At 67.3% G+C, this 26,554-nt stretch carries 24 protein-coding genes; 2 read left to right on the top strand and 22 right to left on the bottom strand.

The features are described 5' to 3' along the window. Positions 1-33: 33 nt before the first annotated feature. The 6 genes from ACLIVD_RS13670 to ACLIVD_RS13645 all read right to left on the bottom strand — a co-directional run bounded on the left by ACLIVD_RS13670 (position 34) and on the right by ACLIVD_RS13645 (position 6,308). On the bottom strand, positions 34-1,272 hold the full coding sequence (locus tag ACLIVD_RS13670) for a fatty acid desaturase family protein (protein WP_105413163.1): 1,239 nt from the start codon (positions 1,270-1,272) through the stop codon (positions 34-36). A 111-nt stretch (positions 1,273-1,383) separates the two neighbouring features. Next, complete coding sequence (locus ACLIVD_RS13665; protein WP_491932590.1) at positions 1,384-2,640, bottom strand: fatty acid desaturase family protein; 1,257 nt, start codon at positions 2,638-2,640, stop codon at positions 1,384-1,386. Between the two features lie 62 nt (positions 2,641-2,702). Then, positions 2,703-3,818 (bottom strand): ferredoxin reductase, encoded by a 1,116-nt coding sequence (locus ACLIVD_RS13660; RefSeq protein ID WP_105413165.1) that lies wholly within the window; start codon positions 3,816-3,818, stop codon positions 2,703-2,705. 91 nt (positions 3,819-3,909) lie between these two features. Further along, positions 3,910-4,422, bottom strand: coding sequence for a DUF6912 family protein (locus ACLIVD_RS13655; protein WP_020476818.1), 513 nt, complete (start codon positions 4,420-4,422; stop codon positions 3,910-3,912). A gap of 30 nt (positions 4,423-4,452) precedes the next feature. After that, a complete protein-coding gene (locus ACLIVD_RS13650) occupies positions 4,453-5,877 on the bottom strand; it encodes a WS/DGAT/MGAT family O-acyltransferase (RefSeq protein WP_280781633.1) in 1,425 nt (474 codons plus the stop codon). Continuing rightward, positions 5,871-6,308: an HAD-IA family hydrolase gene (locus tag ACLIVD_RS13645; RefSeq protein WP_037204691.1), complete on the bottom strand. Its 438-nt coding sequence runs from the start codon at positions 6,306-6,308 to the stop codon at positions 5,871-5,873. Before ACLIVD_RS13645 ends, ACLIVD_RS13650 begins: the two co-directional genes overlap by 7 nt. 105 nt (positions 6,309-6,413) lie before the next feature. On the opposite strand from ACLIVD_RS13645, the gene ACLIVD_RS13640 reads away from it, so the two are divergent. Beyond that, on the top strand, positions 6,414-6,938 hold the full coding sequence (locus ACLIVD_RS13640) for an Rv3235 family protein (RefSeq protein ID WP_491932589.1): 525 nt from the start codon (positions 6,414-6,416) through the stop codon (positions 6,936-6,938). Between the two features lie 16 nt (positions 6,939-6,954). On the opposite strand, the gene secA is transcribed toward ACLIVD_RS13640, so the two are convergent. From secA to ACLIVD_RS13565, 15 genes are all read right to left on the bottom strand, one after another. After that, positions 6,955-9,825: a preprotein translocase subunit SecA gene (gene secA, locus ACLIVD_RS13635; RefSeq protein WP_061041175.1), complete on the bottom strand. Its 2,871-nt coding sequence runs from the start codon at positions 9,823-9,825 to the stop codon at positions 6,955-6,957. A gap of 151 nt (positions 9,826-9,976) precedes the next feature. Next, on the bottom strand, positions 9,977-10,654 hold the full coding sequence (gene hpf / locus ACLIVD_RS13630) for a ribosome hibernation-promoting factor, HPF/YfiA family (protein WP_005259747.1): 678 nt from the start codon (positions 10,652-10,654) through the stop codon (positions 9,977-9,979). Between the two features lie 171 nt (positions 10,655-10,825). After that, the gene (locus ACLIVD_RS13625) at positions 10,826-11,524 is read right to left on the bottom strand and encodes a ComF family protein (protein WP_283335215.1); all 699 of its coding nucleotides are present in this window, start codon (positions 11,522-11,524) and stop codon (positions 10,826-10,828) included. A 31-nt stretch (positions 11,525-11,555) separates the two neighbouring features. Further along, on the bottom strand, positions 11,556-13,349 hold the full coding sequence (lpqB, locus tag ACLIVD_RS13620; protein WP_283335214.1) for an MtrAB system accessory lipoprotein LpqB: 1,794 nt from the start codon (positions 13,347-13,349) through the stop codon (positions 11,556-11,558). Beyond that, on the bottom strand, positions 13,346-15,118 hold the full coding sequence (gene mtrB / locus ACLIVD_RS13615; protein WP_283353761.1) for an MtrAB system histidine kinase MtrB: 1,773 nt from the start codon (positions 15,116-15,118) through the stop codon (positions 13,346-13,348). The genes lpqB and mtrB overlap by 4 nt, the downstream gene beginning before the upstream one ends. Next, on the bottom strand, positions 15,115-15,792 hold the full coding sequence (gene mtrA, locus ACLIVD_RS13610; RefSeq protein ID WP_005240059.1) for an MtrAB system response regulator MtrA: 678 nt from the start codon (positions 15,790-15,792) through the stop codon (positions 15,115-15,117). Before mtrA ends, mtrB begins: the two co-directional genes overlap by 4 nt. A 45-nt stretch (positions 15,793-15,837) precedes the next feature. Further along, positions 15,838-16,521, bottom strand: a complete 684-nt coding sequence (locus ACLIVD_RS13605; protein WP_283335213.1) for a dTMP kinase — start codon at positions 16,519-16,521, stop codon at positions 15,838-15,840. A gap of 56 nt (positions 16,522-16,577) precedes the next feature. Continuing rightward, positions 16,578-18,062: an adenosylhomocysteinase gene (gene ahcY / locus ACLIVD_RS13600; RefSeq protein ID WP_105413171.1), complete on the bottom strand. Its 1,485-nt coding sequence runs from the start codon at positions 18,060-18,062 to the stop codon at positions 16,578-16,580. A gap of 90 nt (positions 18,063-18,152) precedes the next feature. Beyond that, positions 18,153-18,773, bottom strand: coding sequence for a TetR/AcrR family transcriptional regulator (locus ACLIVD_RS13595; protein WP_491932588.1), 621 nt, complete (start codon positions 18,771-18,773; stop codon positions 18,153-18,155). Between the two features lie 84 nt (positions 18,774-18,857). Continuing rightward, positions 18,858-20,366 carry an amino acid permease gene (locus ACLIVD_RS13590; RefSeq protein WP_105413173.1) on the bottom strand — a complete coding sequence of 503 codons (1,509 nt, stop codon included), beginning with the start codon at positions 20,364-20,366 and terminating at the stop codon, positions 18,858-18,860. A 28-nt stretch (positions 20,367-20,394) separates the two neighbouring features. After that, complete coding sequence (locus ACLIVD_RS13585) at positions 20,395-21,321, bottom strand: cation diffusion facilitator family transporter (protein WP_491932587.1); 927 nt, start codon at positions 21,319-21,321, stop codon at positions 20,395-20,397. A 75-nt stretch (positions 21,322-21,396) separates the two neighbouring features. After that, positions 21,397-22,629, bottom strand: a complete 1,233-nt coding sequence (gene manA / locus ACLIVD_RS13580; protein ID WP_491932586.1) for a mannose-6-phosphate isomerase, class I — start codon at positions 22,627-22,629, stop codon at positions 21,397-21,399. After that, positions 22,629-23,708, bottom strand: a complete 1,080-nt coding sequence (locus tag ACLIVD_RS13575) for a tobH protein (RefSeq protein WP_491932585.1) — start codon at positions 23,706-23,708, stop codon at positions 22,629-22,631. The genes manA and ACLIVD_RS13575 overlap by 1 nt, the downstream gene beginning before the upstream one ends. A 77-nt stretch (positions 23,709-23,785) precedes the next feature. Then, positions 23,786-25,153, bottom strand: coding sequence for a phosphomannomutase/phosphoglucomutase (locus ACLIVD_RS13570; protein WP_283335208.1), 1,368 nt, complete (start codon positions 25,151-25,153; stop codon positions 23,786-23,788). A gap of 104 nt (positions 25,154-25,257) precedes the next feature. Continuing rightward, positions 25,258-25,653 carry a DUF3499 domain-containing protein gene (locus ACLIVD_RS13565; protein ID WP_280781622.1) on the bottom strand — a complete coding sequence of 132 codons (396 nt, stop codon included), beginning with the start codon at positions 25,651-25,653 and terminating at the stop codon, positions 25,258-25,260. Between the two features lie 80 nt (positions 25,654-25,733). Here ACLIVD_RS13565 and ACLIVD_RS13560 point away from each other — a divergent pair, with 80 nt between their 5' ends. Beyond that, complete coding sequence (locus ACLIVD_RS13560; RefSeq protein WP_029539455.1) at positions 25,734-26,225, top strand: metallopeptidase family protein; 492 nt, start codon at positions 25,734-25,736, stop codon at positions 26,223-26,225. Position 26,226: 1 nt separating this feature from the next. Here the strand turns inward: ACLIVD_RS13560 and ACLIVD_RS13555 are convergent, their stop codons facing one another. Continuing rightward, complete coding sequence (locus ACLIVD_RS13555; protein ID WP_166680705.1) at positions 26,227-26,487, bottom strand: WhiB family transcriptional regulator; 261 nt, start codon at positions 26,485-26,487, stop codon at positions 26,227-26,229. Between the last annotated feature and the right edge of the window lie 67 nt (positions 26,488-26,554).

Genomic DNA, 26,554 nt, shown 5'->3' with positions numbered 1-26,554 from the left:
CGCGTCTGTAGCGGAACTTTCCAGCGGAACTTTCTAGCGGGACAGCAGCGCGCGGAGACCGCGGCGCTTGCGGGTGCGCTTGATCGCGGTACTCAGCCCCTGACGGCGGCCGGTCACGGGATCAATTGTCGCCGTGGTGTTTCCACCGAACTTGCGCTCCGATGCCGTCTCCGGTGCGTCGTCCGCGGTCGCCTTGAGATACTTGTTCGGCAGCGACAGCTTGGCGATGGTGCGCCACGACTTCCCGTACTGCACGAGGAAGGGCCCGGTCGTGTACGGCAGGTCGTACTTGTCGCACAGTTCCCGCACCCGCACAGCGATCTCCGCGTAGCGGTTGCTCGGCAGGTCGGGGAACAGGTGGTGCTCGATCTGGTAGCTGAGGTTGCCGGACATGAAGTCCATCAGCTTGCCGCCCTCGATGTTCGCGCTACCGAGCATCTGCCGCAGGTACCACTGGGGCTGCGTTTCCTTGTCGATGTCCGCCTTGGTGAACTTCTCGGCGCCGTCCGGGAAGTGCCCGCAGAAGATGATCGCGTTGGTCCACACGTTGCGGATCATGTTCGCGGCGATGTTGGCGGTGAGCGTGCTCTTCCACGCGGGACCCGTGACCGCGGGGTGGATGACGTAGTCCTTGAGGATCTGCTTGCCGACCTTCTCGCCGACCTCGCGGAGCTTGCGCTGGGTCTCCTCGCTCGGCACGCGCCCCTTGGCGACCTTGCCGAGTTCGAGATGCTGCGCCGCGATTCCGTACTCGAAGAACAGCGCGAGCAGCGTGTTGTAGAGGAGATTGCCGGTGTTGAACGGCTTCCACCGCTGGTCGCGCGTGACGCGCAGCAGTCCGTATCCCACGTCGTCGTCCATGCCGAGGACGTTGGTGTACTTGTGGTGAATGTAGTTGTGCGTCTGCTTCCAGTGAGCGGACGGACCCGTCACGTCCCACTCCCACGAGGTGGAGTGGATCTCGGGATCGTTCATCCAGTCCCACTGGCCGTGCATCACGTTGTGGCCGAGTTCCATGTTCTCGATGATCTTCGACAGCGAAAGCATGGCCGTGCCCGCCAGCCAAGCGGGACGCCGCTTGCTCGCGAAGAGAACGGCTCGGCCACCGATTTCGAGGGAACGCTGCAGTCTGATCGTGTTTCGCACGTACCGCGCGTCACGCTCCCCGCGGGACTCTTCGATATCGCGCCGGATCGCATCGAGCTCGCGTCCGAGCGACTCGATGTCGGCTTCGGTGAGATGTGCGTATTCCTTGACGTCTGCAATCGCCATGGGGGACCTCCTCCTGGCTGGGTCGACAGTTCACACCCGTGGGCGCTGACTCGACCTACCGTACCGTAAGTTACGACACCGTAGGTTACCTGAGTGTAGGTGTGAGTGAAATCACCGTCGGCGTCGCGGAATCCTGGCCTCCGCGCGGGCGCGCAACGCCGACAGCAGACCCCGCCGCTGCCCCGTGACGGGATCCGTACGCAACGTCTCGACCATGGCGGCACCCGCATCACGGGCGTCACGGAACTTGCGTTCGGAGGACGTCTCCGGGGCGTCGTCCGCCGTCGCCCGCAGGAACCGGTCGGGCAGCGCGAGTTTGTGGATCGTGCGCAGAGCCAGCAGGTACTGCTTGGCGAGCGAACCCGTGGTGTACGGCAGGTCGTACTTCTCGCACAGCGCCCGGACCTTCACCGCGATCTCCGGGTACCGGTTGCTCGGCAGGTCCGGGAACAGGTGATGCTCGATCTGGTAGCTGAGGTTCCCGCTCATGAAACCCATGACCTTGCCGGAATCGAAATTCGCGCTGCCGAGCATCTGCCGGAGATACCACTCGTGCCGGGTCTCGTTCTCGTATTCGTCCACCGTGAACTTCTCGGCACCGTCCGGGAAGTGCCCGCAGAAGATCACCACATAGGCCCACAGATTCCGCACGAGATTGGCGGTGGCATTGGCCGTGAGCGTCGACTTCCACGCCGGCCCCGCGAGCACCGGGAACAGGAGGAAGTCCTTGCCGACCTGGCGGAAGATCTTGCGACCGAAATCCTTGTTGGCCTGGGAATTGAGCTGCCCCTTCTCCGCGCCCTCGAGCTCGGCGGCGAACGTGAGGTCGTGGAGCGCAATCCCCCACTCGAACGTGGCGGCCAGGACGATGTTGGCGAAGGGCTGCAGCAGATTGATCGGCCGCCACTCCTCGTCGCGGGTCATCCTGAGGATGCCGAACCCCACATCGGAATCCATTCCCACGATGTTGGTGAACGTGTGGTGGGAGTAGTTGTGCGCCCGCTTCCAATGCTCCGAGGGGCCCGTCTGATCCCACTCCCACGACATGGAGTGGATCTCCGGATCGTTCATCCAGTCCCACTGGCCGTGCATCACGTTGTGGCCGAGTTCCATGTTCTCGATGATCTTCGAGAGGGAGAGCATCGCGGTGCCCGCGAGCCACGCCGGGCGGTAGCGGCTTCCGAACAACGCAAGCCGGCCACCGAGCTCCAACAGCCGTTGCGCCCTGATGGCCCGGCGGATGTAGCGGGCGTCGCGAACGCCCCGCGAATCCTCCACGTCGAGCCGGATCGCATCCAACTCACGCCCGAGCGATTCGATGTCCGCTTCGGTCAGATGCGCGAACTCTTTGATGTCGGTGATCGCCACCGTGCTCCTCCGTCTGGTGAGAGTCCGAGAATAGCGGAGTCAGGTGAACAACACGCTCACGCTTACGCGTCGAGCGTGCAGTCCCCTGCCGCCGCGGAGATACAGGTCTGGACTCGGTCACCTTCGGCGTGCTGCTTGCCCGACCTCAGGTCGATGGCATGCCCGGCGAGAATCGGCACGACACAGGTCTGGCAGATACCCATCCGGCAGCCGAACGGCATCAGTGCCCCGACCTTCTCACCGGCCTCGAGGAGAGTGGTCGCACCGTCGATCGACACGGTCTTGTCGGCCTTGGCGAACGTCACGGTCCCGCCCTCGCCGGACGTGTCCGCGCGGGAGACGGCGAACCGCTCGAGGTGCAACTTGTTCTCGATGCCCTCGTCGCGCCACAGCGTCTCGATCTCGTCGAGCATCGGCAGCGGGCCGCAGGCCCACGTCTGCCGTTCACGCCAGTCCGGGCACACCTCGTCGAGCGAGGACAACGCGAACTTGCCCTGACTGCGGGTGAGCTGGATCTTGCACCGGAAGTCGTCGTGCTCCTCGTGGAGCTGGGTGAGCTCGTCGGCGAACATCACGTCGGCGTCGGTGGGCGCCGAGTGGACGTGGAAGACGTCGGGAAGCTGACCGCGCCGGTTCATCGTGCGCAGCATCGCCATCACGGGCGTGATGCCACTGCCCGCGGTGAGGAACAGGATCCGCTCCGGCGGCGGGTCGGGCAGCGCGAAGTTGCCCGTGGGGGTCGCGAGCCGCACGATCGTCCCCGAGGGCACACCGTTGACGAGGTGACTCGACAGGAATCCCTCGGGCATTGCCTTGACGGCGATGGAGATGAGCTTGTCGTCCCAGTTCGGCGGCGAGGTGAGCGAGTACGAGCGCCAGTGCCAGCGTCCGTCGATGTGCAGACCGATCCCGATGTACTGGCCGGGCTCGTAGTCGAAATCGAATCCCCAGCCCGGCTTGATGACGATCGTGGCCGAGTCCGCGGTCTCCGCGCGCACCTCCACGATCTGTCCACGCAGTTCGCGAGCCGACCACAGCGGGTTGGCCAGGTGCAGGTAGTCGTCGGGCAGCAACGGCGTCGTGAGCCGTGCCGCCGCGCCACGCAACCAATTGAGCTTGGACCGCTTGGCGGGCACGACCGCTGCTGCGGGCGCCTCGATCCAATCCTTCAGACCCATCCGACCTCCACCTTTTCCGTCATGACCTACGCTACCGTAGGTTATCAAGTTACGGTACCGTAGGTTACCCCAAGGTAAGAGGACGTACCGGTCAGAGTAGTTCGAGCAGGAACGGAAGCTCCTGAGTGGCGTACCACGCCAGCACATGATCCTCCGCGTCACCGAGAACGAACTCTGCGTCGGGGTCCCCGAGATCCGCCTCGTCGATCGCCGACACGGCCCGCTCGATGTCCGGCTCCGCCTCAGCCAGATCCACGTGCACGGACGCGACCGTGCCGATCGTCACCGGACCGGGCAACCGGACCACGGCGTCGTCGAGGTCCGGCCGCGGCGTCACGTCGTCCACGTCCGCGGCGACCACGGCGCGACGGAACCGAACCCCGTCGCTCCCGCTCTCCCCCACCCGGCCCGCGATCAGTCGCAGCGAGGCCCGGGCGGCCTCGGCCATCGCGACCTCGGCCAGTTCCTCGTCGTCGCCCGACGAGTACGCCTCGCGGAGCGTGGGGGTGACGGCGAACGCGGTACGGCTCATCGGATCGAACTCCCGGTCGGTGACGAGCCGCTGGAGGATCTCGATCGTCGCGGGAACGTATACCCTCGTCATGCGGCACCCGTCATTCGCACCGCGGACTTCTCACCGGCTGGCATCCAACAACTCCTCGAGAGATTCGTACAGCAGCGCCGCCACCACGTCCACGTCGGCCATGGCGTCACGGTCTGCATTCAAACCGTAGTAGACGTTGCCGTCGTAGGACGTCAGGCCGATGCTCAAAGTCTGGTTTTTCAGCAGCGGCGACACCGGATACATCTCGAGCATCCGCGCTCCCCCGACGTACAGCGGCAGCTGCGGACCCGGCGCGTTGGTGATCATCAGATTGAACATTCGCTGCGAGAAACTGCTCGCGACACGGGCACTCATCGCGTGCAGCGTGGCCGGCGCGAATCCCGACAAACGCACCAGGGTCTCCGCGGTGACCCGCTGGCTCTGCTTGGCGTGCGCCTCCATCGCATGCGCCACGTGCGACAGCCGCACCACGGCATTCGGTTCCCCGACCGGCAGGTCGATGAGGAACGACGACACCATGCTCCGCGGATCCGCCCACTCGTCGCGGCGTGACGCCTCGTCGTCGGCCTCGGGATCCGTCGCGTACACGGACATCGGGACCATGGCCCGGACCGTGGTCGACTCGGCCACCGGCTCGCCGCGGGAGAGCAGCCAGTACCGCATCGCACCCGACACGACCGCGAGGATGACGTCGTTGACCTCACACCCGTACTGCGCGCGGATCTTCCGGTAGTCACCCAGTTCGGTCTTGACCACCGCGAAGCGCCGATTGCGGGAAATGGTCGCGTTCAGCGGACTCGCCGGCGCCACCTGCGTGGCGGTGCGCACGACGGCGGCCACCTTGCCGACGGCGCGCACTGTCTCGCCGAGCGCAGACGCCATGTCACCCAACGTCATCCGCAGCGCCGCCAGCCCTTCGCCCGGCCGCGCCACCATCTCCGCCAGCGCCCCGGCGATGAGGGTGGACTCACTGGGGGCGGGGCTCGGCATCCACAGTTCCTCGGCCATGGGCCGCCGGGTCTTCGCCGGGTCCAGGATCACCTGGCCGATCTCGAGCGCCGTCTCGCCGTCGACCAGCGAGGAATGGGACTTCGTGAAGATGGCGAAGCGATTGTTCGACAACCCCTCCACCAGGTACATCTCCCACAGCGGTCGCGTGTTGTCGAGCGGCCGCGACGTGAGCCGCGCGACCAGATCGTGCAACTGGGCATCCGATCCCGGCTTCGGCAGCGCCGACCGCCGGACGTGGTACTCGATGTCGAAGTCCTGGTCGTCCACCCACACCGGCCGCGACAGTCCCAGCGCCACCTCCCGCACCTTCTGCCGGTAGCGGGGCACCAGGCTCAGCCGTTCCTCGACGAGGCTCAGTAATTCCTCGTAGGACAACCCGTTTCGCGGCTTGCGGAAGATCGCGAGCGACCCCACGTGCATCGGCGTGCTGCTCGCCTCGAGAAAGTAGAACGACGCGTCCTGCGTAGTCAGTCTCGTCACCATGTCGGCGCCTGTCCCCCTTGCATCCCGTCTCGATCGACCTCGAGAAGTATCGCTATCTCGTCCGCGGTGGCGCCGCCGTCGACGTGGTGGATACCCACCATCCCGACGGCCACCGCACCCCGGACATTGACCGACAGGTCGTCGACGAAGATACAGTCCCCCGGGGCCAGACCGAGCGCGTCGGCCGTCAGCCGGTAGATCCGCGGATCAGGTTTGGCCACACCGACATCCCCGGACAGCACGACCTGATCGACCAGCCGGCCGTCACCGAGTTCCCGCAGCCACTGCGCGCCGGGACCACCGGGATCGTTACTGAGGATCGCGGTCCGCACCCCACGAGTCCGGGCACCGGCGAGGACGGACGACAGGCCGTCCATGTCCGAACCGGGACCCGCGAGAACGCCTCCGAAGTCCAATATCAATCCCCGCACGTCCCCACCCTAGGGTCCGCTCACCGGTTCGGCGACACGACGACGGGATCCGTGCGAGTATGACCGCTACGACGGCCGTCTCATGCCGAAACCGGGGGGTAAGAAATGAGTGAGTCCTACACGTTCCTGTCACGGGTGCCGCGCTTCGAGCCGGCCGCCGGTGACGTTCCCGCACCACCTCTGCCGGGGCGTTCGGCGGTGCCGTCGGGCGGGCGGCACGCGGCCGGGCGCGGCAGGCACCGCTCGTCGCCCCACTCGGGGGCGTCGCCACGCACCGCCGCGACGCGGCCGGGAACGCTGCCTCTTCCGTCGCCGGACGTCCAGCGATTCACCGAGCAGGCGTTCCGGCTGGTCCTCGAAGTGCTGGATCGGCGCCGCAACGTGCGGCAACTGCGGCCGCTGGTGACGCCGTCGCTCGTCGACGTCGTGCGCACGCTCGCGCTGTCGGAGTCGCCTGCCCGGCGACTCGGTGTCGCGACGCTCGTCCGCGTGCACCTGCGCGCGGTGGAGCCGTGCGCGTTCGAGGCCTTCGGCACCTACGGCCGGGGACCGCGGATCTTCGTGATCGCAGCCCGTGTCGAACAGCAGTCCGACACGGGCTGGACCGTCACCTCGCTGGTGATCGGCTGATCGTCTTCTTCTGCGGTCAGCGCTTGCGCTTGGTCCGCGGAGCCTTCTTGCCCTTGGACTGCGACCGCGCGGCCTCCCGCCGCTGACGACGGGTTCCGGCGTCGGCGGCATCGTCCGATTCGGCGGCTCCGCGGCGGCTGAGCTGGGCGTTGCCGTCCTCGGCAGGCCCGGAGTACGTGAGCCCGCGGGGCTCGCCATCATCCAGTCCCTTCGCGCGGAGGGCGGACGGTGCCGCTGTGCCCTGCGCCTGCTGCGCCGCCTCCTGGGTGGGCAGTGGCCGCGGCGCTGCCGGCGCGGGCGAGGCCGACGCCGTCGCCGCTGCGGAAGCCGCGGTGACGCTGACGCCCGGGGCCTGTGCCGCCTGCGGGGCGGCCGCCTCGACCTGAAGGTTGAACAGGAATCCGACCGACTCCTCCTTCAGGCCCTCGAGCATGCCGCCGAACATGTCGAAGCCTTCGCGCTGGTACTCGACGAGCGGATCACGCTGGGCCATCGCCCGCAGGCCGATACCTTCCTTGAGGTAGTCCATCTCGTAGAGGTGTTCGCGCCACTTGCGGTCGAGCACGCTCAGCAGGACGCGGCGCTCCAGTTCGCGCATCGATCCCTCGCCGGCGACGCCGTCGATCTCGGCCTCGCGCCGGGCGTAGGCGTCGTGTGCGTCCTTCAGCAGGGTCTCGCGCAGCTCGTCGGCGGTGATGTCGTTGGTCTCACCGTCGTCGCCGTCGCCGACCAGTTCCTTGTAGTCGAGGCCGACCGGGTACAGCGTCTTGAGGGCCGTCCACAGTTGTTCGAGATCCCAGTCCTCGACGTATCCCTCGGCGGTGGCGCCGTCGACGTAGGCGGTGACCACGTCGGTGATCATCTTCTCGACCTGGCCCTCCATGTCCTTGCCTTCGAGGATCTGGCGGCGCTCGTTGTAGATGACGGTGCGCTGCTGGTTCATCACCTCGTCGTACTTGAGGACGTTCTTGCGGATCTCGAAGTTCTGCTGCTCGACCTGCGTCTGAGCGCTCTTGATGGCCTTCGAGACCATCTTCGCCTCGATGGGAACGTCGTCGGGCAGGTTGAGCCGGGTCATGATCGACTCGAGCGCCGCGCCGTTGAACCGTCGCATCAACTCGTCGCCGAGCGACAGGTAGAACCGTGACTCACCCGGATCGCCCTGACGGCCGGAGCGGCCGCGCAACTGGTTGTCGATACGCCGGGACTCGTGCCGCTCGGTGCCGAGGACATAGAGTCCGCCCGCCTCACGAACCTTGTCCGCGTCGGCCTTGACCTCGGCCTTGACCTGGTCGAGGACGTCGTCCCACGCCGCCTCGTAGTCGTCGGGCGTGTGGACGGGGTCGAGCCCCTGCTTGCGGAGCGCGATGTCCGCGATGATGTCGGGGTTGCCGCCCAGCACGACGTCGGTACCGCGACCGGCCATGTTGGTCGCCACGGTGACGGCGCCCGACCTGCCGGCCTCGGCGATGATCTGGGCTTCCTGCTCGTGGAACTTCGCGTTCAGCACGTTGTGCGCCACGCCGCGCTTGGTGAACTGCTTCGACAGGTACTCGGACCGCTCGACGCTGGTGGTGCCGATCAGGACCGGCTGGCCCTTCTCGTGCCGCTCCACCACGTCGTCGACGACGGCGTCGAACTTGGCTTCCTCGGTCTTGTAGATCAGGTCGCCGTTGTCGACGCGGACCATCGGCCGGTTGGTGGGAATCGGGATGACGCCGAGGTTGTAGATCTGGTGCAGCTCGGCGGCCTCGGTCTCGGCCGTACCCGTCATGCCCGACAGCTTGTCGTAGAGACGGAAGTAGTTCTGGAGTGTGATCGTGGCGAGGGTCTGGTTCTCGGCCTTGATCTCGACCTTCTCCTTGGCCTCGATCGCCTGGTGCATGCCCTCGTTGTACCGGCGGCCGACGAGGACGCGGCCGGTGAACTCGTCGACGATGATCACTTCGCCGTCGCGGACGATGTAGTCCTTGTCCTTGGTGTAGAGCTCCTTGGCCTTGATGGCGTTGTTCAGGTAGCTCACGAGCGGCGAGTTGGCGGCCTCGTACAGGTTGTCGATGCCGAGCTGGTCCTCGACGAGCTCGACGCCGGCCTCGTGGACGCCGATGGTGCGTTTGCGGATGTCGACCTCGTAGTGCACGTCACGCTTGAGCAGCGGCGCGATGCGCGCGAATTCCGCGTACCACTTGCTCGAGGCGTCCGCGGGGCCGGAGATGATGAGGGGGGTCCGGGCCTCGTCGATGAGGATGGAGTCGACCTCGTCGACGACGGCGAAGCTGTGACCGCGCTGGACGAGATCGTCCAGGGAGTGCGTCATGTTGTCGCGCAGGTAGTCGAACCCGAACTCGTTGTTGGTGCCGTATGTGATGTCGGCCGCATAGGCTGCGCGACGCTCGGCGGGCGACATGCCGGACAGGATCACGCTGGTGTCGAGGCCGAGGAAGCGGTGGACACGGCCCATCCACTCGGAGTCGCGCTTGGCGAGGTAGTCGTTGACCGTGACGACGTGCACGCCGTCTCCGGCGATCGCATTGAGGTACGCGGGCAACACGCAGGTCAGGGTCTTGCCCTCACCCGTCTTCATCTCGGCGATGTTGCCGAAGTGGAGGGCGGCGCCGCCCATGATCTGCACGTGGAAGTGCCGCTGGTCGATGACCCGCCAGGACGCCTCGCGGGCGACCGCGAACGCCTCGGGCAGCAGCTCGTCGAGCGTCTCGCCGTCGCGGTAGCGGGCGCGGAACTCCTCGGTCTTCGCGCGGAGTTGCTCGTCGGTCAGGTCTTCGACCTCGGGCGACAGCGAGGAAACGTGGTCGGCGATGTGCTTGAGCCGCTTGACCATGCGACCTTCACCAACACGGAGCAGCTTCGATAGCGACAGCGACGGCACAGTCTTGTTCGTCCTCAATCTTCGGCAGTGGATGGGTGACACACAAAATCCGGCCGGAGGTCCGAGAACCCCGGCCGGATTCCATGGTAGGCGCTTCCGCGATCGGACGAGTAGACCGACCGCTCGGATCGTCAGGCGGAACGGGAGTACATCACGCCAGACGGATCAATCCGTAGTCGAACGCGTGCCGCCGGTAGACGACGGTCGCCTTGTCCGACTCCTTGTCGTGGAACAGGAAGAAATCGTGTCCTACCAGCTCCATCTCGTACAAAGCATCGTCGACGGTCATCGGCGTGGCCTTGTGTTCCTTGGTACGCACGACATGACCCGGTGTGTGCTCGTCCGGCATCTGACCGTCCAGGGAGATGTCGGGACTGATGCCGAGACTGTCGTCCTCGGCGAGTGCGGCGGTGGCCTCCGCCACCGACACCGGGGTCTTTTCCCCGTAGTGGACCTTTTTGCGGTCCTTGGTGCGGCGGAGCCTGCTCTCGAGCTTGGCGGTCACCGACTCGAATGCTGCATAGAAGCTGTCGGCGCATGCCTCGGCTCGGGCTACCGGCCCCTTGCCTCGGGCAGTGATCTCGACGCGCTGGCAGTTTTTCCTCTGGCGTCGATTGGGTTCGTGGTGAAGTTCGACATCGAACAGAAATATGGAGGGATCGAAGCGCTCGAGGCGCGACAGCTTCTCGGAGACGTACACGCGGAAGTGGTCGGGTACCTCGACGTTGCGTCCCTTGACGACGATCTCGGCGTTGGGGGTATCCGTCTTCTCTTGTGCATCCGTTGTGCGGTCGTCGACGAAAACCGAGGCTTGCGAAGGGGTCGTCACTCGTACCTCCCGATTACGGCCCCGCCCCTTGATGGGCGGCGGCGAGTTTGAGCAATGCCGGAAGGGGGTCCGCCCGGCACCAGGTTCGAAGTTCCACCTCCTACCTGTGTTTTCGGGTGTGTCCGCGACGCTAGTACGTAACGCGCGCGAGTGCCACTGTTCGGCAGAATTTCATCCGACACCCGCCACGACGACCACCGCGCTCACTCGGATACCCACTCGCGACAGCACCCGGACCGACTCGGCGGCGGTCGCCCCGGTGGTCGACACGTCGTCCAGCAGTACCACCGATACCCGTTGCAGTGCATCCGATTCCGACAATCGATGCCGTGCGAATCCGCGACCGCTGCGCGTCAACCGGACGCCACCCTCGAGGTTTACTCGACGTTGATCTGCGCTCAGTCCGACCGAATCGCGCACGGCGTGTCGCATCACGAGCGCGGGGCACACGCGTCTGCCTCCCACCGCGGCGACGGCGATCCGGGTGACGGGGTCGCCGCCGCGTGCACGGGCGGCCCGGGGACGCGTCGGAGCCGGCACCAGAACCACCGGGGCCACGTCCGGCGGGTCGAGTTCACCCCACTGCTGCAGACGGCCCAGAGCGCCCGCGACGGCGGATCCGAGGGGCGCAGCGAGATCACGCCGCCCGCGTTCCTTCGCGGCGATCACGGCCCGACGTCGGGCACCCGAGTACGGCCCGAGGGCCCACACCCCGACCCCGGGATCCACGCGGGGCCGGAGCAGCACGGGATCGTCGGCCAACTCCGTGGCGCAGCGGGCACACCACTGCGTGCCCGGCACACCGCACCCGCCGCATTCGGCGGGCAGGATCAGGTCGAGCAGACTCCGGAGGCCGGGCAGGGCGCGCATGCGGGCAGTATCGGCGACCGCACCGACAGCCTCAGCCCGGCAGGACCGGGATCGCCTTCACACCCGTCAACCCGGGGACCTCCCGCCAGTACCGGTCGCCCGCCGGATCGTTGTTGTTCAACTGGAACACCGCGCGGGAGTCGGCGACGAACTCCGTGGTCGTGGACGCGTCCACGGCCACCACCGGCGCGGTCAGGTTGCGGCTCGGCAGCGCGTCCATCCGCGAGCCGTCGACGGCCACCTGCACCACTGGGATGTCCGAGGCCGCGCGCGCGACGACGATCGTGTCGCTCGTGCTCCAGTCCAGCGACAGCGCCGGGCTGCCCAGACCGATCGCGACCGCACGGGGATTCGTCAACGCGTACTCACCGCCCGGCATCTGGGTGACGATCGCGAGGTAGACCTTGCCGTCGACGATCAGCGCCGCGCGCACCCCGTCGCGGGACAGCCGCAACTCGGTGATCGTGGCACCCAGCGCGGTGACGGCGCCGGCATCGACGTTGACCACCGACGTCCGGCCGGTTCCGGGCTCGCGCAACACCCGAATCACCGTGTTGCCGTTGACCGCTGCCCAGATCGCCGAATTGTCGGGTGCCCATGTCGGGCGGGTGATCGCGCCGCCTTCGAGCACCGACGCGGCACCGTCCTCGTATGCGCCGACCATCAGCGAACTCGCGGGTTCCGGGGCGGGACGCCCGGTGTCCGCGACCGCGGCGACCAGCTTTCCGTCCTGCGACAGCGCGAGCGAACGCATGTTGCGGGCCGAACCGAAGTACCCGGGCACCGGGGTGACGCCGGTCTCGGTGACGCTCACCATCGACCCCTCACGCAGCGCGTGCAGCCCCACGGTGGCACTCGAGGTCGCGAACGGATTCATCGACGCGACGTCCGCGGTGGTCCACCCGTTCGGGAACCGCTCGTCGAAGGGCTCGCCGTCGGCGAGCAGCACATACGGGCCCGAGATCTCCGCGTTGGCCAGCGTCCAGATCACCTGCGCCGCGAACAGCTGCTTCGCCTGCGCGTCCATGGGCGGCACGCCGGCGAAATCGATCCGGATGCCGCCGAGCCCCACCCCCACCTGCGCGGTGCGGCCGTCGGCCTTCGTGATCGGGCCCCGCACGGACACGCCGTCACCGAGCTCGTTGCGCACGGCCGGGGCGAGGGCGGCCTTCGGCCCGTCGATCAGCAGGCCGATCAGCTGCGACGCCATCTGGTCCTGGGCGCCCGACACCCAGCGCGGATCCGGCACGACCGTCGTCCCGGCCGGATCCAGGAAGTACAGCGATTTGCGCTGATAGGTGTTCAGGAACTGTGCCCGGTCCAGGATCACGCCGGCGGGGAGCTCGGAGATCCTCCACTCCCCGTCGAGTAGCTCGAGGCTGATCTTCGTCTCGAAGCTTCCCTCCTCCGCCACGTACAGTCCGCCGGGCTCGAGCTGCCCCACCTTGTTGGCGCGGATCGTGTACGTCGCCTTGTCGGCGGACCGGGTCTCCGGCAGCACGTCGACCTTGTCGACGATGGTCGCGCTGGCCGCGTCGTCCCAGCTGCCGGACACCCCGGCGGTGAGGAATTGGCGGGCCGCCAGATGCCGGTCGGTCGGGTCCGTGCTGGCCTTGAAGAAGTCGCGGAGCAGCAGGTCGGGTTCACGCCCCGGCGCGGGGGCCGCGACACTCGATCCCGGCGAGTCACGGTTGATCGTGCCGATCGCCTGCGGTGTGGAGGAATCCGGGAGGCTCGCGCACCCACTGACCGTCACGAGCACCGCCAGGACGATCGCTCCGCACACCGACCGCGACAGCAGGACGGATCGCCGGCCGGGCGTCACAGGTCCTGCTCCGGAAGGTGCGAACCGTCTCGGTCACCGACGTGCGCTCGCTCGCGCTTCCGGGGAACCGTGCGGGACTCGTCGGCCACCGTCTCCGGGCTCTCGTTGCGCACCGGCAACGTGGTGTCGCCCGGGACGGGCTGCCCTTGAACGTATTTCGCGGTTCCCGGTTTCAACGGCAGCGGGCTCGACACGACCTTGCGGCCCCGCACCCGCGGCAGCGTCAGTCGGAAGCAGGCGCCTTGGCCGGGTTCGCCCCACGCCTCGAGCCTGCCGTCGTGGAGATTCGCGTCCTCCACACTGATCGCGAGTCCGAGGCCGGTACCGCCCGACCGTCGCACACGCGACGGGTCGGACCGCCAGAACCTGTTGAACACCAGCTTCTCCTCGCCCGGCCGCAGCCCCACGCCCTGGTCGCGCACGATGAACGCCGCAGCGCTGTCGTCGGCGCGCAGGCGCAGCAGCACCGGTTTGCCTTCTCCGTGATCGATCGCGTTCGCGAGGAGGTTCCGCAGAATGCGTTCCACGCGACGCGGGTCCACCTCGGCCATGACTGCCTGATCGGGCAGGTCAACGATCAGTTCGGTCCCGCTCTCGCGCGCGAGGTGACGGACCGTCGAGATCGCCGCACGCGCACACATCCGGACGTCGAGTTGCTCGGCGGCCAGTTCCGCGACACCGGCGTCGTGCCTGCTGATCTCGAGGAGGTCGGCCAGCAACCCCTCGAACCGGTCGAGTTCGGCGACCAGCAATTCCGACGACCGCCGGAGCACGGGGTCGAGGTCGTCGCTGCCGTCGTGGATGAGGTCGGCCGCCATGCGCACGGTCGTCAGCGGGGTCCGCAGCTCGTGGCTCACGTCGGAGGTGAATCTCTTCTGGAGATTTCCGAACTCCTCGAGCTGGGTGATCTGTTTCGAGAGGCTCTCGGCCATCTCGTTGAACGACATCGCCAGCCGGGCCATGTCGTCCTCGCCGCGCACCGGCATGCGTTCCTTCAGCCGGCCGTCGGCGAAGCGCACCGCGATCCGGGACGCCGACCGGATGGGCAGAACCACCTGCCGGGCGACGAGAAGCGCGATGGCCGCGAGCAGCACGGCGAGCACCGCACCACCCACCAGCAGCGTGCCGCGAACCAGCGACAGGCTGCGGTCCTCACTGGCCAGCGGGAACACGAGGTACAGCTCGAGCGTGGAGATCGCGGACGCGGTCGGGCTCCCGACGATCAGCGCCGGCCCCGAATAGCCTTCGGGATCGTTCACGGTGGCGAACTGATAGGCAACCTGACCGGCCTGGACGAACGCCCGCAACGATTCCGGGATCTGGTCCGCCGGACCGCTGGACGTCGGGGCCCGGGGGCCGTCACCGGGCACGATCAGCACGGGATCGAACGTTCCCGCCGACCCCGACGCCTGACCGGCGTCGGGCTCCCGGTTCGTCAGCGCGGCCCGGGCACCGTCGAGCTGGGTGGTGGGCGAACTACTGTCGTCCGCGCCGGCCAACTGCCCCTCGACCGTGCTGCGGGCACGGTCCATCTCCTCGGTCGCCGCGTTGATCTTCGTTTCGAGCAGACGGTCGGTGATCTGACTCGTCAGCACGACGCCGAGCACGACGATGACGATGAGCGACAACGTCAACGTCGAGACGACGACCCTCAGCTGCAGCGAACGACGCCACGTGTGCGCGAGGGTATTGCTCAGTGAGTGACCCCACCGAAGGATCGGCGAAACGCGTCGGTTGACACGACGCCGCCATCGGGAAACACCTGTCACGGCGGTCCGGCCTTGTAGCCGACCCCCCTGACCGTCAAAACCACTTCGGGATTTTCGGGATCAGTCTCGACCTTGGCCCGCAGACGCTGAACGTGCACGTTGACCAGTCGGGTGTCGGCTGCATGTCGGTAACCCCACACCTGCTCGAGCAGGACCTCACGGGTGAACACCTGTCGCGGCTTGCGCGCCAGAGCCACCAGGAGGTCGAACTCGAGAGGGGTGAGGGAGATCAGTTCTTCGCCCCGGCTCACCTTGTGGGCGGGGACGTCGATGACGATGTCGGCGATGCTTAGCAGCTCGGCCGGCTCGTCCTCGGTCCGGCGAAGCCGTGCCCGAACCCGCGCCACCAGCTCCTTCGGCTTGAACGGCTTCATGATGTAGTCGTCCGCGCCGGATTCCAATCCGAGGACCACGTCGACGGTGTCCGTCTTCGCGGTCAGCATCACGATGGGCACACCGGAATCGGCCCGCAGGACGCGGCACACGTCGATGCCGTTCATGCCGGGCAGCATCAGGTCGAGCAGCACGAGGTCCGGGCGTGTCTCCCGGACCGCGGTGAGCGCCTGGGTCCCGTCCCCCACCACATACGGATCGAATCCTTCGCCGCGGAGGACGATCGTGAGCATCTCCGCGAGCGCAGTGTCGTCGTCGACAACCAGAATCCTTGGCTTCATGTCCCTATCGTTGCATCTTCGGAGGCCGTAACAGCCCGTTCGCCGTTACGGCGTGCCGTGTTCTTTCTCGTCACGGCGTGCCGTGTCGTCACTCAAGAGTGCCAGGTTTTCGGCGAGCGTGACCGGATCGGTGTCCGGGGTGAGCACCCACCACGGCGAAATCCAGTCCTTCACGGCCAGCTCGCGGTACACCTCGCCGGTGCGTTCCTGCAGTCCACGGTCGCGTTCGTAGGCGTCCAGCGACCGGCTCGCATCCGCCGATTCGCGGCCGCGGGCGCGTTGCGCGGCGAGTGCCACGGGGACGTCGAGATACAGCTGCAGGTCGGGCCGAGGCAGCCCCAGCCGCTCGAATTCGAGGTTCTGCACCCAGCCCACGAACTCCCCATCCGCCCCCTGATGCAACCGAGCTGCGCCGTACGCGGCGTTGGACGCCACATAGCGGTCGAGGATCACCAGGTCGTGTCCGGCGAGCAGCTCTCCGAGCTCTCCGACGGCACCGGACCGGTCCAGCGCGAACAACACGGCCATCGCGTGCACGGAGTCGCTGAGGTCGCCGTGCGCGCCCTTGAGCGCCTCGGACGCCAGATCCGCGTGCACGGACCTGCCGTACCGCGGAAAGTCGAGGGTGCCGACCGTCAGGCCCTGTTCGGTGAGGCGTGCCACCACTGCGCCGACGAGTGTTCGCTTGCCGGCGCCGTCCAGGCCTTCGAGCGCAATCAGTTTTCCCACGAGGAAGAAGGCTATCCCCCGGCCCGCCCGCGACGGGCCGGGGGACGCCGCAGCCTCTAGTAGCGGTAGTGCTCGGGCTTGAACGGGCCCTCGACGTCGACGCCGATGTACTCCGCCTGCTCCTTCGTGAGCTTGGTGAGCGTGCCACCGAGCGCCTCGACGTGGATCTTCGCGACCTTCTCGTCGAGGTGCTTCGGGAGGCGGTACACCTCGTTGTCGTACTCCTCCGGCTTCGTCCACAGTTCGATCTGCGCGATCACCTGGTTGGAGAAGCTGTTGCTCATCACGAACGAGGGGTGGCCGGTGGCGTTGCCGAGGTTCAGCAGGCGGCCCTCGGACAGCACGATGATCGAGTGGCCGTCCTTGAACCGGAACTCGTCCACCTGCGGCTTGATGTTGATGCGGGTGACCTCACCGGAACGCTCGAGGCCCGCCATGTCGATCTCGTTGTCGAAGTGGCCGATGTTGCCCAGGATGGCCTGGTGCTTCATCTGCTTCATGTGCTCGAACGTGATGATGTCTTTGTTGCCCGTGGACGTGATGACGATGTCGGCCCAGCCGATGGCCTGCTCGACCGTCTTCACCTCGAAGCCGTCCATCAGCGCCTGGAGGGCGTTGATGGGGTCGACCTCGGTGACCGCGACGCGGGCACCCTGTCCGCGCAGAGCCTCCGCGCACCCCTTGCCGACGTCGCCGTAACCGCAGACGAGCGCGGCCTTGCCGCCGATCAGCACGTCGGTGCCGCGGTTGATACCGTCGAGCAGCGAGTGCCGGGTGCCGTACTTGTTGTCGAACTTGCTCTTGGTGACCGAGTCGTTGACGTTGATGGCCGGGAACGTGAGTTCACCGGCGGCCGCGACCTGGTAGAGACGCAGGACACCGGTCGTGGTCTCCTCGGTGACGCCCTGTACCGACTCCGCAACCTTGGTCCACTTGGTCTTGTCCGCTTCGAGGGACTGACGCAGCAGGGCGAGGAACACCTTGTACTCGTCGGAATCCTGCTCGTCGTCGGTGGGCGGCACGACGCCGGCCTTCTCGAACTGCGCGCCCTTGAGGACGAGCATCGTGGCGTCGCCGCCGTCGTCGAGGATCATGTTCGCGGGCTTGTCGGCGTCCGGCCAGGTGAGCATCTGCTCGGCGGCCCACCAGTACTCCTCGAGCGTCTCGCCCTTCCACGCGAAGACCGGGGTGCCCTGCGGCTCCTCGGGCGTGCCGTGCGGGCCGACGACGATCGCGGCGGCGGCGTGATCCTGCGTCGAGAAGATGTTGCACGAGGCCCAGCGGACCTCCGCGCCCAGAGCGACGAGCGTCTCGATGAGGACGGCCGTCTGGATGGTCATGTGCAGCGAACCGGAAATGCGAGCGCCCTTGAGCGGCAGCACCTCTGCGTACTCGCGGCGAAGCGCCATCAGTCCCGGCATCTCGTGCTCGGCGAGCCGGATCTCCTTGCGGCCGAACTCGGCGAGCGAAAGGTCCGCCACCTTGAAATCGATCCCGTTTCGGCTCTCGGCCACGGGCGTGGTTGAAACTGAGGTCGTCATCTGCCTCTCCTGTTTGACTGCTGTTTCGGTCAAGGCTATCGGTACTGCGGCCCGAGGGTCACACTCACGTGAGGCTGCGCCACGGGGCGATCACTCCCGATCGGCCCCGTCGACCGCCTCGTCCACGAAAGGCCCCAGAAGAGCACCCAGATCCTCGGCGACGTTGGCCTCGGATTCGGGTGGCATCGAGATGTAGCTCATAGCGAGGCGCACGATGGCGCGGCTGAGAATCCCCGCGTCCGACGGGCTCGCCCGCACCCAGCACCGCTGGAAGACGTCGGCGAGCCGCGTGGACGCCCGCTCGATGATCGGCGCGCTCTCGGTCGTGATCAGACGCAGCAGATCGGGCTTGGTCTCGCCGCGCAGAAGTGACTGTACGAGCGGGTCGGACAGGCTGGCCGCGAAGAACGCGGTGAACCCGGAGAGCAGCGCGGCCCGACCTTCCCCGACGTTCGCCACGAGCGCCTCGTCGACGGCGTCGACCAGTTCGTCGGCCAGCCGGATGGCGTACGCCTCCGCCAGCCCCTGCCGGGACTTGAACTCGTTGTAGAGCGTCTGCCTGCTCACCCCGGCGCCGGCCGCGACATCCGACATCGTGATGTCCGACCAGTCCTTCTCGAACAGGAGATCCCGCATCGCATCGAGCACCGACTGACGCAGCAGCAGGCGCGCAGCCTCCTGATAGGGCACCCGGACACGCGACGAAGTCATGGCCAAGACATTAGTGCCCGCCACCTCCGGGGTACTCGCCCGGTACTGCCGCTCCGGCACCCGGACGTCGAAACCCGTTGCGTGTCAGACCTCGCCGCGGCTTCGTCTCTCCATCATCGAGTGGCGGCGGCTGTAGGCGAAGTAGATGATCACGCCGAGCGCCATCCACACGATGAACCGGATCCACGTCTCGACGGACAGATTCACCATCAGCCACAGGCAGGCGAGGACGGCGAGGACGGGCACCCACGGGACCAGTGGGACACGGAATCCGCGGGGCAGGTCCGGTCGCGTCCGGCGCAGCACGATCACGCCGACCGACACGAGGACGAACGCGAACAGCGTTCCGATGTTGACCATCTCCTCGAGGGTGCCGATCGGGAAGATCCCCGCGAGCACCGCCACCACGACTCCGACGAGCACGGTGATCCGAACGGGTGTGCCGTGCTTGCCGGTCGGCGCGAGCCGCCTCGGCATCAGTCCGTCCCGGGACATGGCGAACAGCACCCGGGTCTGCCCGAGCATCAACACCATCACCACGGTGGTCAGGCCCGCGAGCGCACCGAACGAGATCAGGTTCTTCGCCCACGTGATCCCGTGGATGCCGAACGCGGTCGCCAGATTGGAACTGTCCCCGGCCAATTCGTGGTAGTCCACCATGCCGGTGAGCACCAGTGTCACCGCCACGTACAGGACTGTCACGATCAGCAGCGATCCCAGAATTCCGCGGGGCAGCGCCTTCTGCGGATCCTTCGTCTCCTCGGCGGTGGTGGCGACGATGTCGAAACCGATGAACGCGAAGAACACCAGGCTCGCCGCTGCCAGCAGTCCGTACCAGCCGAACGTGCTACCGCCGGCGCCCGTGACGTAGGAGAACAGGGACTGGTGGATGCCCTCGCCCGTGCTGCCCGCCTCGGACGGGGGAATGTACGGCGAGTAGTTGTCGGTGTCGATGTAGAACGCGCCGACGACCACCACCACGAGCACCACGGCCACCTTGATCGAGGTGATCACGAGGGAGACCCGCGACGACAGCTTGGTGCCCGTCGCCAGTACGACGGTGATGATCGCGACGATGAGTACCGCACCCCAGTCGAACGTGACCGAGCCGATCTGCGCCACCGGCGTGTGGTTGCCGATCACCTCACCGAGATAGAGCGACCAGCCCTTCGCCACGACCGACGCGGCGAGCGCGAATTCGAGGATGAGGTCCCAGCCGATGATCCACGCGATCAGTTCACCGAACGTCGCGTAGGAGAACGTGTACGCGCTGCCCGCGACCGGAACGGTCGAGGCGAACTCGGCGTAGCAGAGCGCGGCGAGCCCGCACGCGATGGCGGCGATCACGAACGCCGCCGACACCGAGGGCCCGGCGACGTTGCCTGCGGTGCGCGCGGTGAGCGTGAAGATGCCGGCACCGATGACGACGGCGACACCGAAGACGGTCAGGTCCCACGCCGTCAGATCCTTGCGGAGTTTGGTTTCCGGTTCGTCCGTGTCTCGGATCGACTGCTCGATCGACTTGGTGCGGAACAACCCGGTCGGCCTGCCGCCGAGGTGCGGTTCTCCACTGTCTTTGTCCTGGATGGCCACATCAGCCTCCTCAATCGAAAGTTGCCGTTCAGCCTATGCCTTCGGTTGCCCGGAACAGGTCGGGTTCGATGTAGATGCGGCGAGCCGCGGGGACGGCGCCACGCACTCGCGCCTCGGCCTCGTCGATGGCGTCGGCGACCGCACTGATGTCCGATCCTGCGGCCACGGCCACTTTCGCGGCCACGAGGATTTCCTCGGGTCCGAGGTACTGCGTCTTGCAATGGATGATGCGCTCGATCTTCTCCCCGTCGACGAGAGCGGCGAGAATGCGCGACTCCTCTTCGGCGGTCGCTCCTTCACCGATCAGCAGGCTCTGCATCTCGACGATGAGGATGATCGCGATGATTCCGAGCAGGGCGCCGATGCAGAGGGTGCCGACACCGTCCCACACCGGATCCCTGGTGAGCATCGTCAGTCCGACACCACCGAGCGCGAGAACCAGACCGACCAGTGCGCCGGTGTCCTCGAGCAGCACGACGGGAAGCTCCGGGCTGCGCGACGTGCGAATGAATCCCCACCAGCTCGCCTTTCCCTTGAGGGGGCGCGACTCCCGCATGGCCGTGAGGAAGCTGAATGTCTCGAGTCCGATGGCGATCACCAGGATGACCACCGCCACGAGGGGCGACGTGAGTTCCTCGGGATGCTGGATCTTGTGGATGCCCTCGTAGATCGCGAACAGCGAACCGAGGCTGAACAACACGAGCGCGACGACGAACGAGTAGAAGTAGCGGCTACGCCCGTACCCGAACTGGTGCAGGTCGTCGGCGGCGCGTTCGGCCTTCTTCTGACCGAGCAGGAGCAGGCCCTGGTTGGAGGTGTCGGCCACCGAGTGCACGGATTCCGCCAGCATGGATGACGAGCCGGTGATCAGGAAGCCGGCGAACTTGGCCACCGCGATACCGGCATTGGCGCCGAGCGCGGCGAGAATCGCCTTCTTCCCCCCATGAGCCGACAACTGACTTCTCCTCTCGGTCGCACACGACCCTCGCGACGGGCCGCGGAGCCCTTCCCGGATCAGGGCGGGTACAGGCTACGCGATCGGCGGGCCGACCCTCGCACTGAACAACTGGGCGCACTCGGTGCCCGCGGTCACCACCACTTCGGGGTCCTCGGCCGCGATCCAGACGGCGTTGCCCTGGGACAGTTCGAGGGCATCGGTTCCGCACCGCAACTCCACCGAACCCGAGGTGCACAGCAGAATGTGCGGTCCCTCCGAGTCGAGCCGGTGCTCCGTGGGGCCGTCCGGTGACAGGTCGATCCGCGCGAGAACGAATTCCGGCGCCGGCGTGGAGTACACGAATTCGCCACTGCCCAGGCGCTCTTGCGCCTCCAGTATCGGAATGTCGACGGTGTCGAAGTCGAGGACGCGCAGCAACTCCGGAACGTCCACGTGCTTGGGCGTGAGTCCCCCGCGCAGCACGTTGTCGGAGTTGGCCATGATCTCGACGGCCATCCCGTGCAGGTAGGCGTGGAGGTTGCCCGCGGCGAGGTACAGGCCCTGCCCCGGTTCGAGGGTGACCCGGTTCAGGAGGAGCGCGGCCAGCACACCCGCGTCTCCCGGGTACACCTCACTCAATTCGAGGGCCGTGCGGATCTCCGCCGCGAACTCGCCGTCCCTGGTGTTCGACAGATAGGCGACGCATCCGTCGAGCACCCTCGGCATCAGCGCGCCGAGCACGGGTTGCGGCAACGTGATCCACGTGGTGAACAGCGCGCGGAGACCGTCCGAGTCGGGTTGTCCGGCAATCAGGCCGACGTAGGGCTGCAGCTCCGGAACCGCGATCGCCTCGAGCAGCTTGACCGTCCGCTGGGGGTCCCGGAAACCGGCGAGCGCGTGGAACCGGCTGAGGGCCACGACGAGTTCGGGTTTGTGGCTGGCGTCCTTGTAGTTGCGCACCGAGGACTCGAGCGGGATTCCCGCTTCGTTCTCCCGGGCGAATCCCTCCCACGCCTGCTCGGCGCTCGGATGGGCCTGCAACGACAGTGGTTCCTCCGACGCGAGCAACTTCAACAGGAACGGGAGGCGATCGCCGAACGTCTCCACACTCCGCTTGCCGAGCTGACGTTCGGGTTCCGAGTGCACCAGGTCCAGAAGGGACCGGGGCCCCTCCTCGGTGAGAACGCGGGCGGGATCACCCGGGTGCGCGCCCAACCACAGTTCCGCCTCCGGATGCGCCGTGGGAACCGGAAGTCCACGCAGCTGCGCGATGGCTGTGCGCGATCCCCACGCGTAGGACCGCAGCGCACCTTCGAGTCGGTGCACTAGATACCGCCGATCAACTGGAGATACGCGGCAGTCATGTCGAGCCTGCCGACGAGAACCGCCGCCTGTTCCAGCTCGGGACGCTGCGACGGAACCTGACCCTCGTCCGAGGACGCGACGACGAGGTCGACGTCGCCCAGGGCGGCGATCCTGCGTTCGACGAGCATCCGATCGGCGTCGGCGGACAACACGAACGTGCGCACCGGGCTCGCCGACGGTGGACCGTCCAACTCGGGATCGTGGAATATCGAGTCGTGCGCGGAGAGCGCCTGGTCGACACGGAACGTGCCCGCCGCGCTCAGAACGTCCGGAAGTTCCGACGCGGTCGCCACACGACCCGCGTGCAGCAGCGCCTCGGCGCCGTGCCGGGCCAGTTCCACAGTGCTCTCCGTGTGACCCGTCAGCACGATGCGGCGTCCCTGCATGCGGGAGGCCAACGATTTCGCGGGATTGTGGAACACCTCGCTGTTCGGCCTGTCACGCAGCGCCTCACCGTCGACGGCGTCGGCGATCTGCTCGAGGTCGGGAACCTCGTCGCCCCAGCGTTCCGAACCGACCACGCGGAGGACGGCCAGCAGTACGGCGAAGTACCGCAGCAGACCGTGCCGGGTGAGTGCCCGCACCCGCGGCGCGAACATGACGACGCGTCCGGCCGCCGCGGCCTGCAAGGGTCCCTCGTCCGGCGCCGCCACCACGACTTCGGCGCCGCGGCGCACCGCTGCGTCGATGGCCTGCACGAGCCGGGGGTCGCCTGCGTCGTCGCCGGCCACCACCACCACGTCCAGCGGGCCCACCCACACGGGGGTCCGGGTGGCGCGCACCAGCGGGAAACCGATCCGTTCGGCGAGGACCGCCGTCAGGATCGCCGCCCCGCGGCTGGCGCGCCCCGCGCCGGTCACCACCACCACGCTGCGCGGACGCAGCCCCTGCAGTCGTTCGAGAGCCCCCTCCTCGACCGCGGACCGGGTGGCCCGGATCTGGGCACCCCCCATGGCGGCGGAACGCAACACACCCTCGGTGTCCGCCGCGACCAGTGCGTCCCCGTCGTCCAGATCGAACAGGGGCGTCGGCGCTGTCATGACACCGCACCCCCTTTCTTCATCAGTGCAAGCCACATTCGCAACACGAGCAGAACCTGTAGTTCCAACTATGGCAGTCAGGCTCGGACGATGCCCAGTATCTCGGTAACGAGTGCATCTACCTCGGCCGCCGTCGCCGCCTCCACGTTCAGTCGCAGGAGCGGCTCGGTGTTGGAGGCCCGCAAGTTGAACCACGCGCCGTCCGCCAGTTCGACCGTGACACCGTCGAGCCGGTCCACGACCGTGGTGCGGTCCGCGAACGCCGACAGCACCGCGTCGGTCCGTTCGGCGGCGTCCGCGACGGTCGAGTTGATCTCCCCCGACGCCGCGTACCGCTCGTACTTCGCCATCAGCTCGGACAGCGGACGATCCTGCTCCCCCAGCGCCGCGAGAACGTGCAGTCCGGCGAGCATCCCGGAGTCGGCGCCCCAGAAGTCGCGGAAGTAGTAGTGCGCGGAGTGCTCGCCGCCGAAGATCGCGCCCGTCTCGGCCATCTGCTGCTTGATGAACGAATGCCCCACCCGGGTGCGGACCGGGTGTCCGCCCAGCTCCGTCACCAGCTCCGGCACCGCGCGGGACGTGATGAGGTTGTGGATGACGGTCGCGCCGGGCTCCTTGGCCAGCTCCCGCTCCGCGACCAGGGCGGTGACGGCGGACGGCGACACCGGGTTGCCGAGCTCGTCGACCACGAAGCAGCGGTCCGCGTCGCCGTCGAAGGCCAGACCGATGTCGGCACCGGTCTCACGGACGTACCGTTGCAGATCCACGAGGTTCGCCGGGTCGAGCGGATTCGCCTCGTGGTTCGGGAACGTGCCGTCGAGCTCGAAGTACAGCGGCTCCAGCTTCACCGGCATCGGCTCGAACACCGCGGGAACGGTGTGCCCACCCATGCCGTTGCCCGCGTCGACCGCCACCGTCAGCGGGCGGAGGTCGGAGAGGTTCACCAGTCCGCGGACGAAACTCGCGTACTGCTCGAGCACGTCCTCCTCGGACACCGTGCCGGGAGCGCCGTCGAACGCGGGGACCCCGTCGACGACCTCGGCCGCGATCGTGGAAAGGCCCGTCTCCTGCCCCACCGGCTTCGCGCCTGCGCGGCACAGCTTGATGCCGTTGTACTTCGCCGGGTTGTGGCTCGCCGTGAACATCGCACCCGGGCAGTCGAACAGCCCCGACGCGAAATACAGCTGATCGGTGGACGCGAGACCGATGAGGACGACGTCCAGGCCCTGGGCGGTGACGCCGTCGGCGAATGCGCGGGCCAGGTCCGGGGAAGACGCGCGCATGTCGTAGCCGATCACGACCTTCGTGGCGCCGTCCTCGCGAACGAGTCGTGCGAATGCGCCACCCACGTCCTGCACGAACGCGGCGTCGATGTGTTCACCGACGACACCCCGCACGTCGTAAGCCTTGATCACGGCATGTACGGACTCGGCTGATCGCGCCACTTCTTGTTTCTCCTTTACGAGCACCAGTGCTGGCGCAAGCCTAATGCCTGCCCGTCGCGGGCACGGCACGCCGCGGGCCGCAGGCCCCGAAGCAGGCGGGGACGTCAGTTGGAAGGGTCGGGAAGTACCCGCAGATGGCCGCGACGACCGGTGCGTGCCGGGCCGGGCTGGGTGCCGGTCTCCGCGCGATCCTCGGTGGACAGGGTCCGTTCGGACCGCCCGCGATCGCCGAGGCCCGCCTCCCGCACGGCCTCCGCCAGCGCGGTCAGGTCGTCCTCGTCCGGGGTGCTCGACGAGAACCCACCTTCGTACCGAACCAGTTCCCAGCCCTTGGGTGCGGTAATCCTCGACGCGTGCGTTTCGCACAGATCCCACGAGTGCGGTTCGTCGACCGTGGCGAGCGGGCCGACGACGGCGGTGGAGTCGGAGTAGACGTACGTGAGCGTCGCGACAGCGGGGTTCTTGCACCCGGGGCGGCAGCATCGACGCAGAGATCTCACAGCTAGGGAGCCTAGCCCCACGAAGGCCCGGCACCTACTCGGACACACCGAGAGTGTGCGGCTGTCGTAATGTCCACACCATGTCCAGAGCACGACGCAGGCGTCCCGTGACCACCCGATCCGTCGACCGACGGGGACGGGGAATCCGCGGGTCCGTGTTCCCTCCGGACGCGCCGGCACGACGGAGCCGCGCAGAGAAGTTCGATCTGGTGGTGCTCGAGGCGTTCGCGCCGATCGACGCGCGCTGGCGCGAACGCCTGACGAAGCTGGACATCGCCGTCGACGAGGTCCCGAAAATTCATGCGCTCGACCCGGATTCGGTCAACTGGCCCGCCGAGGTCGTGGCGGACGGGCCCGTGCCACTGTCCCGACTGATCCCGGCCGGCATCGACCGGCACGGATCCACGACGCGGGCGCGAGTCGTCCTGTTCCGGCGACCGCTCGAACAGCGCGCCAAGGACCCGGACGACCTCACCGACCTGGTGCACGACGTGCTCGTACAGCAGGTGAGTACGTACCTCGGAGTCGAACCCGAGGTCATCGACCCGGATTTGCCGGGCGACGAAGACTGAACTAGACGATCCCCCGCTTCAGGCGCCGGCGCTCACGCTCCGACAGACCACCCCAGATACCGAACCGCTCGTCGTTGGCCAGTGCGTAGTCGAGGCATTCGTCCCGCACCTCACAGCCCAGGCAGATGCGCTTCGCTTCCCTGGTGGAGCCTCCCTTTTCGGGGAAGAAGGCCTCAGGGTCGGTCTGCGCACAGAGCGCGCGTTCCTGCCACTGATCCTCGATGGTCTCGAACAATTCGTCGAAACCGGTCACCAGACTCAACGCCGGGCGGGGGCCCGTCGTCTCGACTTCCTGTGCGACGAGTTCCGGCACAGGAATTTCTTTCACA

It is taken from the genome of Rhodococcus sp. G6(2025) (assembly GCF_058628105.1).
The sequence above is the reverse complement of the archived record's forward strand: the minus strand, read 5'-3'. Positions and strand labels throughout refer to the sequence as shown.

Excerpts from the sequence above, each read along its gene's own strand:
- ACLIVD_RS13670 (WP_105413163.1), bottom strand. The coding sequence starts at position 1,272 with ATGGCGATTGCAGACGTCAAGGAATACGCACATCTCACCGAAGCCGAC.
- ACLIVD_RS13660 (WP_105413165.1), bottom strand. The coding sequence starts at position 3,818 with ATGGGTCTGAAGGATTGGATCGAGGCGCCCGCAGCAGCGGTCGTGCCC.
- ACLIVD_RS13655 (WP_020476818.1), bottom strand. The coding sequence starts at position 4,422 with ATGACGAGGGTATACGTTCCCGCGACGATCGAGATCCTCCAGCGGCTC.
- ACLIVD_RS13650 (WP_280781633.1), bottom strand. The coding sequence starts at position 5,877 with ATGGTGACGAGACTGACTACGCAGGACGCGTCGTTCTACTTTCTCGAG.
- ACLIVD_RS13640 (WP_491932589.1), top strand. The coding sequence starts at position 6,414 with ATGAGTGAGTCCTACACGTTCCTGTCACGGGTGCCGCGCTTCGAGCCG.
- ACLIVD_RS13625 (WP_283335215.1), bottom strand. The coding sequence starts at position 11,524 with ATGCGCGCCCTGCCCGGCCTCCGGAGTCTGCTCGACCTGATCCTGCCC.
- mtrA (WP_005240059.1), bottom strand. The coding sequence starts at position 15,792 with ATGAAGCCAAGGATTCTGGTTGTCGACGACGACACTGCGCTCGCGGAG.
- ahcY (WP_105413171.1), bottom strand. The coding sequence starts at position 18,062 with ATGACGACCTCAGTTTCAACCACGCCCGTGGCCGAGAGCCGAAACGGG.
- ACLIVD_RS13595 (WP_491932588.1), bottom strand. The coding sequence starts at position 18,773 with ATGACTTCGTCGCGTGTCCGGGTGCCCTATCAGGAGGCTGCGCGCCTG.
- ACLIVD_RS13575 (WP_491932585.1), bottom strand. The coding sequence starts at position 23,708 with ATGACAGCGCCGACGCCCCTGTTCGATCTGGACGACGGGGACGCACTG.
- ACLIVD_RS13560 (WP_029539455.1), top strand. The coding sequence starts at position 25,734 with ATGTCCAGAGCACGACGCAGGCGTCCCGTGACCACCCGATCCGTCGAC.